General features: G+C 38.4%; 10 protein-coding genes. All 10 read right to left on the reverse strand.

Annotated elements, in window-relative coordinates; translation table 11 throughout:
* Positions 1–10 precede the first annotated feature (10 nt).
* Positions 11–829: a carbohydrate ABC transporter permease gene (locus tag I2483_RS02740; protein ID WP_207173803.1), complete on the reverse strand. Its 819-nt coding sequence runs from the start codon at positions 827–829 to the stop codon at positions 11–13.
* Positions 829–1,695 carry a carbohydrate ABC transporter permease gene (locus I2483_RS02745; RefSeq protein WP_481886309.1) on the reverse strand — a complete coding sequence of 289 codons (867 nt, stop codon included), beginning with the start codon at positions 1,693–1,695 and terminating at the stop codon, positions 829–831. Before I2483_RS02745 ends, I2483_RS02740 begins: the two co-directional genes overlap by 1 nt.
* Positions 1,696–1,820: 125 nt before the next feature.
* A complete protein-coding gene (locus I2483_RS02750) occupies positions 1,821–3,056 on the reverse strand; it encodes an ABC transporter substrate-binding protein (protein WP_207173807.1) in 1,236 nt (411 codons plus the stop codon).
* Between the two features lie 34 nt (positions 3,057–3,090).
* The gene (locus I2483_RS02755) at positions 3,091–4,119 is read right to left on the reverse strand and encodes a LacI family DNA-binding transcriptional regulator (RefSeq protein ID WP_207173809.1); all 1,029 of its coding nucleotides are present in this window, start codon (positions 4,117–4,119) and stop codon (positions 3,091–3,093) included.
* 809 nt (positions 4,120–4,928) lie between these two features.
* Positions 4,929–6,665 (reverse strand): phospho-sugar mutase, encoded by a 1,737-nt coding sequence (locus I2483_RS02760; RefSeq protein ID WP_346267681.1) that lies wholly within the window; start codon positions 6,663–6,665, stop codon positions 4,929–4,931.
* Between the two features lie 21 nt (positions 6,666–6,686).
* Positions 6,687–7,880, reverse strand: a complete 1,194-nt coding sequence (gene nagA / locus I2483_RS02765) for an N-acetylglucosamine-6-phosphate deacetylase (RefSeq protein WP_207173811.1) — start codon at positions 7,878–7,880, stop codon at positions 6,687–6,689.
* Positions 7,881–7,958: 78 nt separating this feature from the next.
* Positions 7,959–8,894 (reverse strand): hexose kinase, encoded by a 936-nt coding sequence (locus I2483_RS02770; RefSeq protein ID WP_207173813.1) that lies wholly within the window; start codon positions 8,892–8,894, stop codon positions 7,959–7,961.
* Between the two features lie 87 nt (positions 8,895–8,981).
* Positions 8,982–9,839 carry a tagatose-bisphosphate aldolase subunit GatY gene (gene gatY / locus I2483_RS02775; protein WP_207173815.1) on the reverse strand — a complete coding sequence of 286 codons (858 nt, stop codon included), beginning with the start codon at positions 9,837–9,839 and terminating at the stop codon, positions 8,982–8,984.
* A gap of 52 nt (positions 9,840–9,891) precedes the next feature.
* Positions 9,892–11,067, reverse strand: a complete 1,176-nt coding sequence (locus tag I2483_RS02780; RefSeq protein WP_207173819.1) for an SIS domain-containing protein — start codon at positions 11,065–11,067, stop codon at positions 9,892–9,894.
* Positions 11,068–11,102: 35 nt separating this feature from the next.
* Entirely contained in the window at positions 11,103–12,095 is a 993-nt protein-coding gene (locus I2483_RS02785; protein ID WP_207173821.1) for a substrate-binding domain-containing protein, read from the reverse strand.
* Positions 12,096–12,294 lie beyond the last annotated feature (199 nt).

A 12,294-nucleotide genomic window follows, 5' to 3' on the forward strand; every position in this document is an offset into this window, starting at 1 on the left:
TATTATAGTTTTACTTAACCGACCCTTTTACAACGCCGCCGATGATCCATTTCTGCGCAAAAAGATAGACAATAACCATCGGTGCCAATGCCATTAAATAAGAGGCGAAGGCTAAGTTGTAATCAGTCCCAAATTCTGATTGGAACACATATTGAACAAGTGGGAGTGTGGCGTGAGCCGAATCACTTAATATAATTAACGGCAACAAAAAATCATTCCACGCCCATAAACATGTCAAAATACCAATCGTCGCATTAATCGGCATTAATAGCGGGAAGATGACTTTCCAAAATACTTGCCATGTATTGCATCCGTCGATAATGGCAGCCTCTTCCAACTCCTTGGGAATTGATCGGATATACCCGACATAGATGAAAATATTTATAGCCATACCGTATACAACATACAGTAAGATAAGTCCACCTGGATTATTTAGCCCGAGTGCGGATGTTTGCTTTACAATGGGTAGCATGATAATTGGAAATGGAATAAATAACGCACTGACAAAATAGAAATATAAGCCTTTAAAGAATTTCTTATGCATATTTCTTGCCACTGCATAGGCTACAAGCGAATTAGATAAAATTGTCAACATAAGTGTAACACCTGTAATAAGCACACTGTTTTTTAACGCATTAAAAAAGTTCGTTGCCTCGATTGCTCTCGTAAAGTTTTCCCAGCGAAATACGGTTGGAAATGCCAGTGCTGATTTAGCGAGTTCCTGTGGGTTTTTCAAGGCAATTGAGAAGGACATATATAATGGAAAAAGGATGATTAACGAGCCGAGTGTAATCAGAATTGTGACAGGCCAGTTTGTTCGCTGTTTCATTACATATCCACCTCTCTTTTTTGCAAGATTTTAAGTTGAAAAATAGAGACAAACATAATCAGTAGGAAGTAAATAACGGCGTTCGCTGATTGGAATGCAAATTCCCCACCTTGGAATCCCCCTTTATAAATAAGTAGGGAAATGGATGTCGTCGAGTGACCTGGTCCTCCAGCTGTCATAGCGACAATCTGGTCAAACACCATTAAGAAGTTCTTCATCGACAAAACCATATTAATTGTAAAGAATGGGGCAATCATCGGGAATGTGATTTTCGAAAACTGCTGCCAGTAGTTTGCGCCATCTAAACCTGCTGCTTCATATAATTCACCTGGCACGGTCTGTAATCCTGCAAGGTAAAGAATGATGTTAAATGCGCAGGCTTGCCAAACGACAACAAGCAAGATACCCATCCATGCATACTTTTCTGAGCCAAGAATATTGACCATCAAAAATTGGATATCTAATCGCTCGCCAATTGTCGGGAGAATATTCGTGAAAAAGAAGTTGAAAATAAACCCAACAATTAATACGCCCAATATGTTAGGAAGGAAGTAAATGGCTCTGAAAAAGTTACGCCCTTTTATTTTCGCATTTAAGCCTATCGCAACCACTAAACTAATTGCGTTTACAAGAGCTGTGGCCATAATGGCGAATGAAAACGTAAATATGTACGAATCTTTCACAACTTTATCTTTAAACAAATGTATATAATTTTTAAAGCCAACAAAGTCATACTCTAAATTGATTCCGTTCCAGTTTGTAAAAGAATAGTAGATTCCTTGTAAAGCGGGAAAGGTATGGAAAGTAGCGAAAAGTAAAACCGCGGGTATTACCATTGCATAAAAAGCCCAATCTTTTTTAGTAATCTTCTGCTTCCTCTTTTTGCTTGAATCCACGGCGGGAGTCAAAGTAGGACTAGATTTCCCCATTATTATTCCTCCTTCCTTATAAAAGGAAGAGAAACTGGAATTACACAGTTTCTCTTATGACATTACTTTCGATCCTCAACTTTTTCCCAGTCTTTTTGCATCGAATCTAAAAATGCAGCTACATCTTTATTTTGGACTAATATTTGTAGGTACTTATCAGCCGGGACACCTACCGGTATATAATGGTCAGGAAAATCAACGAGTGCCCCTTGTTCAAAGCTTTCTTTCAAGCCTTCAAGTGATGGCTCCTCTTGTGAGATTCCTTTTAGCGCTGGGAATGCATTTTGTTCTTGAATATACATTGTCAAATTTTCTTCTTTTAATAGAAAATCGATAAATTTCTGCGATTCTTCAGGATGCTTCGATGATGCGCCTATGCTTAGAAGTAAATCGATACCAGAAACTACTTTACTTTCCCCAGGCTTATTTGTTATTGGATAAGGGAAAACGCCTAGATCAATTTCAGGATTCGCTTTTTTGATTTCAGGAATCGCCCAAATACCTTGTAAGTACATGGCACTTTCTCCGTTTGCGAAAGCGGTATTCCCATCATTGTAAGCGAGACCTTGTTGGTTTTTATGTCCATAATCGAGCAACTGTACAAACTTTTCCGTTGCTTCCTTATATCTTGTTCCAACGAGCACATTACCTTTATTTAATTCATCATAAAAATCATCGCCTTGCGTATTTGCTGCTAGTACATTAAAGACTGGGAGTGTTGTCCACGCATCTTTAAATGTGAAATAGAAAGGAGTTTGTCCTGATTCTTTCACCTTTTCTGCAACCGCAATAAATTCATACCATGTTGTTGGAATCTCGAGTCCTAACTCTTTAAAAATCGCTTTGTTATAAATAACACCTACCGCATTAGCTACATAAGGAACTGCATAAATTCCGTCTAATCCTGTGACATCATTCAACATTTGCAAGTAAGCAGGTTGAACTTTATCTAGGTTTTCATCATTTGTCATATCTTTGTAAACGCCTGCTTTTGATAGTTCTTTAAAGTTATTGTTAGCGCCAATTCCAATGATATCGGGAATATCACTTTTCATGACTCTCGTTTTTAATACAACTTCTGCTTCTGGCGGACTTACTTGTTCGACTTTAATCGTTGGATTTTCTTCCTCGAACTTCGCAATTAATTTAGCAAAAGTAGGAATGGCTTCACTTTTATATTGAAAGAACTCAATCTTTACTTCATCACTTTTGGAACTAGAGCTACTAACACTTGAACAACCGGCAAGTAGAACAACGGATAGGACACCTGCTACGAGTAATAAAGTCATTTTTTTCATATATAAGCTCCTCCAATTCAATATCTTTTTACTTCTACGCTTTTTTAATGTCTACGCTGTCTCTAACGACTAATTCGGTCGGGAGTACGACTTTGAGCGGCAATACTCGCTCACCATGTATGCGATCATACAACAGCTTAACTGCAGTCCGTCCCATTTCTTCGGTATGAATTTTAACGGTCGATAATGATGGATTTAAATAGGCGGCAGATTCAATATCATCAAAGCTGAAAACTGAAATTTCATCTGGCACCTTTATTCCTGCTTCATGCAGGGCGCGCATAACTCCAATCGCCATCGGATCACTAGCAACGACAACTGCTGTTGGTTTTGCAGCAGATTCAATCAACTCCTTTGTTAACAAATAACCACTATTGGAACCAAATTCACCTAAAAGAATTGCTTCAGGATTGTATAGACCTTTTTCCTTCATTTTCTTTTCATATATTTGCTTGCGGGTGTCTTCTTTTGAAATTATTTGTTCAGTTGTAATACCTCTAATTGCACCTTGTCCGCCAATGTAAGCAATATCCGTATGACCAAGGTTGAACAGATAATCCATTACTTGACCGGTAGCTGTTTCAAAATCAGATAGAACTACATCGTAGCTATTTTCTTCGGGTAAAAAGTCAACGATCACAATATTGTCATTGTGATAATATACATCTCGTAATTCTTCAATGATCACGTCCCCGAATATGATTAACCCATCAAAGCGGCTGAGTGTTACAGCTGTAAAATCACTTTTACCGACCGTTAATACAGAAGAAATATTCATTGAGTACTTTTCACAGACACTTTCTACCCCTAGCCGAATAGAAAGGAAATACGGGTCAATAGTTTCGTCATTGGTTATAACGAGCCCGATATTTTTCACTTGGACCGATTCAGAAGTTTTGCCACTTTTTTTTCTTGGTAGCTTGTAATGGAGTTCATCAACGACCTCCATTATCCTTTTTCTTGTTTCAGCAGTTACCGATAATGTAGGGTCTCCATTGATAACTCTAGACACGGTAGCTGTTGAAACCTCAGCTTTTGTTGCTATATCCCTCATCGTCGCCATGATTCACCTTCTCTTTTTAGTAAAGTTAACTAAACGTATTAAAAGTAATATATCAACTAATCTAACTATTTGCAAGCGTTTTATTGAGAATTAATAGGATTAAAGCGTTTTAATAAGAATATATATTAGTTATCTAATTCCATTGAACACCAATTTAGCGCTAGGGTTATACCTTTCGCGAGATTTTCCACCAATATATGGCTTCGGTTACGTTGTAATGCACCTATGCTAGGTTCAATATGAAATTAAATACTTCAACCTATATTTTCAGTGTTAAAGGGTTTATTAGATGTTTGTTTAGTTAACATATAAATTTGTTTACTAAATTACTTTTTTCGAGGGAGTAGGATTTTCTAATGGGAACTCTTGAGGAAATTATTTCGCGCTTCTCTCGGCATACCCCTGGAGAATATAGAAATACTAAGCCCTTTACCACTTTAGATCATCTTATTGTTGATTATTAACTTCTAACTTGTTTGTAAACACAGGTAGTTGAAGACAAAAATCACTTTCGATACCTAAAGAAAAAAAGCGCAACCGCCTTGTTCAGGCCTGACAAGTAGGAGCGATGCAGTTCAGGTTAGGATCGCGACATCCTGTCGCAATAGCTGCATGACCCACGTCATGTGGGCCCAGGGCTATCCGCTGGAGTCTAGACGTAAAATTTCAAAGATACAACTTACGCACTGTACGAGATTTTATAATTTCCTAGACAATAAAGTGAGTCCCTTTCCACCAATTATGGTGGAAAGGGACTCACTTTATTGTCATTCTTATTCCTCTTCAACATTCCTCATTTATAAGTTTTCTTATAATAGGTTAGAAGTTAACCTTTCAACAACCGTCATGACAGCTGTTTTTAATACTACTAAAAGCGCATCACTTCCAAATTTTGTCTCGCCTTGCACTCCGAAGTAGAACTTGATTTTCGGTTCTGTTCCAGATGGGCGGATGGCGAACCATGTACCATCAGACAATATAAATTTAAGTGCATTAGCAATAGGTAAATCGAGTGGACGCCGATCACCAGTTTCAACGACAATAGAATGTCCAGATGAATAGTCTTCAATGGTTGAAAGGGATTGGGTAAACTCTTTTACAAATGATGACGACCGGAAATAATTCACGATTTCATCAATTTTCGCCATTCCAGTCTTCCCTCTTAGCGTGATCGATTCCAAACTTTCTTGATAAAAGCCGTGCTCTTCATACAATGCATGTAGCCCATCCAATAATGTTTGGCCGTTTGCTTTATAACGAGCGGCTACTTCAGCAATTAATACCGATGCTTGGACAGCATCTTTATCCCGTACGAAATCGCCAATCAAGTAGCCATAGCTCTCCTCATAACCAAATAAGAAAGTTGAGTCTGGAGTTTTTTCAAATTCTAAGATTTTCTCACTGATAAATTTAAAACCTGTAAGTACGTCCATCGTTTTAACACCGTACTTGTCTGCAATCACCCTACCAAGTTCTGATGTGACAATTGTTTTTAACACAACACCATTTTCAGGCATTGCATCGCGGTCCGACTTATCTTCCAACAATGTATTTAATAGTAATGCGCCAATCTGATTGCCTGTTAAAAAAACATATTCGCCTTCTGAATCCCGTACCGCAACACCCATTCGGTCCGCATCTGGATCAGTAGCTATGAGTATATCCGCTTTCACTTTATGACCATATGTAAGCGCCATTTCAAAAGCTTGTGGATCTTCAGGGTTTGGATACTTGACGGTCGTAAATTCCGGATCTGGAATTGCCTGTTCACTGACGATGGTTACATTCGAGAAGCCGGCTACCTTTAGTCCTCTACAAACTAATTTTCCACCTGCCCCGTGAAGTGGAGAATAAACAATCGAGAGATTTTTATCAAGCGGCCCACTTAAAAATAGTTCATCTAAATGCAATACATAACGGTCACTCATTTCATGATTCAAATAAGTAAGTAGCCCCTCCTCTAAAAGATAAGCCTCTTCCGCAACCTCTACCGAAAATAAATCATCAATACTCTCCGTATGAGCAGTAATCGCATTTGCGGCTTCTAAAGTGACTTGTCCACCGTCTTCTCCGTACACCTTCAGACCGTTGTATTCTGACGGATTATGGCTTGCTGTAATGACGATGCCCGAGAACGTATTTAACTCTCGTACTGCAAAAGATAACAATGGAGTCGATTGTAGTTCGTCAAACAAATAACTACGAATGCCATTAAATCCAAGGACTTTCGCCACTTCAAGGCCAAATTCCGCAGATTGATGCCTTGAATCATAGGCAATTACAACGCCTCTATTTCCAGCAACTTCACCACAGCTTTTTATATATAATGCAAGCCCAAGTGCCGCCTTCCTTACAGTATAGATATTCATCCGATTCGTACCAAACCCGAGTTCCCCGCGCAGGCCTGCCGTTCCAAATGAGAGATTTCTATAAAAACTGTCTTCCAATAACCCTTGGTTTTTTTCTTCAATCATAAGTTGTCGTTTTAATGTAACTTCTAGATCCTCTTGATTAAGCCACTTTTCTGCTTCAACTTTCCACACCACATGAAAAACCTCCCTAAAATGTTATTTAAATGCACCAATACGTTCATAGGCTACAGAACCCCTACAGATTGTCAACTCTACTGAACCATCTTGACTTAGAACAACAATATCAGCATCTTTACCAATTTTTATAGAGCCTTTTCTGCTCGACAGTCCTAAACGATTCGCTTGGTTTGTTGAAGTAATTTGTATTTGTTCATGTATAGATAGTTCAAGCCAATTTGCAAGATTCATTCTAGCACTATTCATCGTCACTATACTTCCGGCCAAAGAACCAGATGACGTTAATAAACATGTTCCGTCACGCACGGTAACTTGCTGGCCACCCAAATCATACTCGCCATCTGGCATCCCTTTCGCACGCATCCCATCAGTTATTGCTAGTACTTTATCAAGCCCTTTCATTCTTACAATGAGTTTCAATAAATCGGGATGAAAATGAATGCCATCCGGAATGATTTCAACATGGACATCGTCATGCAAAAGAACCGCCCCAACAACTCCGGGATCTCGGTGGTGCATTCCTTTCATTCCATTAAACAAATGTGTTGCGTGGGTAACCCCGTTAGTTATCGCATGAATAGATTCATCGTAGGTTGCATTTGTATGACCCATCGATGGAATCACATTGTTTTTTTTAAGTTCAGTTAGAAGTTCAAAATCATTGTCCAACTCTGGAGCATATGTGATGATTTTAATCGCATCTCCAGATAACTCCTGCCATTCTTTAAATAGATTAGCATTCGGCAAAATAATGGCACTCTCTGGCTGAGCCCCTTTTTGTTGTTTATTAATAAATGGTCCTTCTAAATGAATGCCTATCATTTCCGCGGACCCTGGGCCATTACTGTCAGTTCTATATCTTCCAAGACTTTTTAGCGTATCACTTGTATAAGAAACTGGGTTAGTTATTGTCGTTGCAAGGAATGAGGTAGTCCCCTCTTTCGCTAATGCAAGCGCAATTCCCTCAAAAGCTTCCCGTTTCCCATCCATAAAATCGAAGCCAGCCGCACCGTGAACGTGAATATCAATCATGCCCGGAATCACATATTGCTTCCCTATACAATCAATTACCCGATCAGCAGTAGCCAATAATGGACAACTTTCCATCTCACCAATAGACTCGATTTTCTCCTCTTTGATATGTATAAACCCTTCGTGCAAGACTCTATCTTCCATAACAATTATAGCGTTAATTAAATATAGATTCCCCAAGAATAACTTCCTTCCATACGTTTAATCCCTTATAAGAATATAAATCATCACCCATTCAAATACGCACAATCGCGCTTATCATCTTTCGATTCTATAAACCAACATCTGACCAACAGCCCACTCTATTTTTTCTACATTAATATGACCAGTTTTTTCTTCCAGCGCATTTAGAACACCCATTGATAATCCAAATTTGATCAATTCTTCATCTGCTAAACCACGAGCGATTCCCGCAGCGAATCCCGCTACAACGGAATCACCTGACCCCACCGGATTAACAGCGTCAATTTTTGGTGTCCTTGCTCTGTATAGGGTCTTGTTATGTTTCACAATCGCTCCATCTGCTCCAAGTGTGACAACCACCCAAGGAACATCTGCAAACAGAGACGATCCTAACGCCTCAATTATTTGAGTTTTGTCAACAGACTTTTGACCAAGCAAATCTGCAAGTTCTTCCTCATTTGGTTTGATTAAATAAGGCTTATGCTCACTTGCTACTATTGAGGTTAACAGGGCACCATTCGAATCTAGTAGAACTAGGATATCATACTTATTAGAAATTTCCAATAATCTCAAATAAAAGTCAGATGGCAGACCTTTTGGCAAACTTCCAGATATCGCTACTATCTTAACTTTGGGTGCGTATTCAGTAAATTTCTCTACAAAAAGTTCCGCTTCACTTGCCGAGACTACTGGGCCACTTTCTAGTATTTCTGTCTGTTTTCCTTCATGGATAATAGCTATGCAGTTGCGTGTTTCACCATCTATTGGAACAAAAAAGTCTTGAATTCCTATTGCTGAAAGCTGTGTACGAATAAAACCTCCTAAACTACCACCTAAAAAGCCCGACACCGCAACATCTTCCCCAAGCTGATGCAATACTCGTGCAACATTCAGTCCTTTGCCGCCTGCAGTTTTAGAAACATCTTCAACCCGGTTTACCGAATCAAGTGAAAAGTAATCAAGCTTATAACTAATATCTACTGCTGGATTTAATGTAATCGTTAATATCACCGTAAGTCACCCCAATCTCAATAGTACATCTCCAAATTTAACTCTGTATACTCAAATGGAGTGAGAATATTCCCTCACTCCACGTTGTTATGCTTTTCCGTCACTCATACACATTATTATTTTCTCTTTAACTGCGTTCCTCATAGCGTCTTTAGCTGGTTTCATATACTTTCTTGTATCTGTTTCGTTTGGATTTTCTATTAAATACGTACGCAATGCATCAGAGAATGGGATCTTTAGCTCCGTCGAGATATTTACTTTGGCACAACCAAGCGAAATACATTTTCGGACATCCTCTTTGGAAATACCTGAAGCACCATGAAGCACGAGTGGAATATCTACTAAGTTTTTTATCTTTTCTAATCGATCAAAGTCAAGATTCGGTACAGTTTCGTAAAGACCATGACCTGTACCAATGGCAACGGCTAGTGAGTCAATACCTGTTCGCTCAACAAATTCTTCTACAGTATCTGGATCTGTATACGCTGCATCTGCTGCTTCAACAATGATATCGTCTTCTTGTCCAACTAATTTCCCTAGTTCAGCTTCGACAGTCGCACCATATTTATGAGCTTCATCGACTACTTTTTTAGAGAGCTCAATATTTTCTTCGAAAGTACCATGAGATCCATCCACCATGACAGCTTTTACGCCTAACTCAAGCGATTCTACAATCGATTCTACTGTTTCATGATGATCTAAGTGTAATGCAATTGGAATATCATTGCTCTTTGCTGCTACTTCAGCAATTGCTTGAATGTACTCGCGCCCTCCATAAGCCATCGTTCCCGGAGTCGCCGCTAGGATTACAGGAGATCTTAATTCAACTGCCGCCTCAATGACTACTTGAATTGTTTCTAGGTTATGAATATTAAAAGCAGGTACAGCATAGCCTTCTTTTCTAGCTTTAATGAGCATTTCCTTCGTATTTTGTACGTATCCCATCACTTTTCCCCCTAGTTATTCCATTAATGAATCGATTTGATTTCTGCATTTTTTAATTTTTATAGTCGTAAATAGTTACCCCTTTTACGACACGACTTATCGCTCCGTCTGGACTTGGATTATCTGGCGTAATCCCTAATTGGATTGATTTTTTCAATGCAAGCACTTGAGCGAAAATGATATACAATAGTGCAAGATGGAAGTCGCTTGAAAGTGATTCTGTTCCAGTATTTACTGAAATAACGTAGTCAGCTAGTTTTTCAACTTCTTCATCCTTCGTTTCAGTAAGAGCTACAATTTTCATACCTGATTTTGCTGCCGCTAATTCCCGCAAAATATCTAGATCGTATTTTCTCGTATATGGATCTTGTGACATGAACAAAACCACTGCTGATTTGTCATTCAAAATTGATTTCGGACCATGACGGAATCCGAGTGATGATTCGTGAATTGCAACAACTTGTCCACCGGAGAGTTCAAGCATTTTTAATGCCGCTTCATGTGACAGTTGAGCAAGTAAACCTGAACCTAAATAAGCAATTCGTTCAAAATCAAAATCCAGTAATTCATCAATTGGGTCACCAACTATTTCAATTAGTTGTTCGGCTCTAGCAATCACTTGTTGTGCTACATCTGTCGTAAAGACGTCTTCAGTAAACAACGCATATGCAGCGATAATCATACTCGTAAAGCTACTTGTCATTGCTAATGATTGGTCATTAGCTTTTTCAGGCATTAACAGTGTAATGCTGTTGGCATCACCTTGAATATTTTTTGCTAGTTGCCCGTCTTTATTACATGTGATAACAACTTGATAAAAGTCAGTAACAAATTCTTGTCCTAATGTGACAGTTGCAACGCTTTCCGGACTATTTCCAGACCGTGCAAATGACACTAATATGGTTGGTATATCTTTAAACAGATAAGCCGTTGGATTTGAAACGATATCTGTTGTCGGAATTGATACGAACTGGAGATTTTGTTGATTATGTCGCGCTAATTCTGGAACTAACGTGTCACCAACAAACGCAGATGTACCGGCTCCCGTTAAAATAACTCGAACAGCATCATGTTTTTTATAGATAGATGTTAGGAATCCTTTGAATGCTTCTTGCTGCTCTAGTAAACCTGTAACTAATTCCTGCCATACAGATGGTTGTTGATGTATTTCCCTTGCAGTATATACCGCATTGCTGGCATTAATTTGTTCTGCAGTTAGATTAAACAATTTTAACATCCTCCAGTTTTCAATAGATACTTCCCTTACTTCTTCACACTATCACGGACAATAAGTTTGGTAGAAATAAGTATCTTCTTCGCTATTTTTCTACCTTTTAAACGTTCTAATAATGTATCTACAGCTGTTTCTCCCATAACTTCCGTATAGACTCTAACCGTACTTAATGATGGGTACATATATTTCGAAACTGTCATATCATTTATTCCTATGATACTTACCCGGTCCGGAATTGCTATATTGGCCTCATGGAGTGCCCTTAAACTGCCAATCGCCATGACATCACTACTCATAAAAAATGCGGTTGGTAAGTCATCTCCTAAGTCTTCTATAGCTTGTTTCATTAAATTGTATCCATCTTCAACTGAAAATGAACCTACATAAACAAATCGTTCATCAAATAACCCATTTTGCCACATATATGATTGAAAAGTCTTTTCCCGCAAATCTTCTATAGGTTCAGTTTGACCTTTCAGTAGCTCTCTCCCGCCAATAAACCCTATTTCCCGATGATCCGTGGACAGGAAAAAATCGATTATTTTCTTCGTTGCTTTTTCAAAATCAATGACAACTGCATCATATTTATCTTCATTAGGACTGTAATCGACAAAGACAACCATTGGATTAATAGTTGTTAATTCCTTAACCTGTTGTTCGCTAAATTTACCAACAGCAATAATACCTTCTATTTCAGTTGCCTTAATGTCTTTAATATTATCGAAAAAATATACTTCTGGCTTCATACCAATTTCTTTGCATCGTTTTTCGATTCCAAGCCTTATTGATAAATAATAAAGGTCATATAATTCTTCTTTTTCAGTATACCAATGCACAATAGCAACTTTTTTGTCTACATACCTCTTTGAAGAAGTTTTTCTGTATGATAACTCTTCTGCTACTTCAAATATTTTTTTCTTCGTTTCATCTGCTACCGATAAAGTTGCATCATAATTGAGCACCCTAGAAACTGTCGCAGAAGAAACACCAGCTTTTTCTGCAATATCTTTAATTGTTGCCACTCTCAATCACCTTTTCCATTTCTATAATTACCGTATTTAGTAGATTACCTACAGTATACAGTATTCATAGTCATCGGACAGATTAGCAACTGCCCTCTGATTTTGCCTAGTCTATATGTGTCGATTAGCGAGACTTTATGGGTCTTTGGTCCAAAATATATAGTTGTTGAAATAAAGAACCACCTTGAATCTTCTTTGG

The sequence above is a fragment of the Sporosarcina sp. E16_3 genome (assembly GCF_017347125.1).
In the GTDB taxonomy this organism is placed as follows: domain Bacteria; phylum Bacillota; class Bacilli; order Bacillales_A; family Planococcaceae; genus Sporosarcina.

Coding starts and splice junctions, on each gene's coding strand:
- gatY (WP_207173815.1), bottom strand. CDS start 9,839: ATGGGATACGTACAAAATACGAAGGAAATGCTCATTAAAGCTAGAAAA.
- I2483_RS02740 (WP_207173803.1), bottom strand. CDS start 829: ATGAAACAGCGAACAAACTGGCCTGTCACAATTCTGATTACACTCGGC.
- I2483_RS02755 (WP_207173809.1), bottom strand. CDS start 4,119: ATGGCGACGATGAGGGATATAGCAACAAAAGCTGAGGTTTCAACAGCT.
- I2483_RS02750 (WP_207173807.1), bottom strand. CDS start 3,056: ATGAAAAAAATGACTTTATTACTCGTAGCAGGTGTCCTATCCGTTGTT.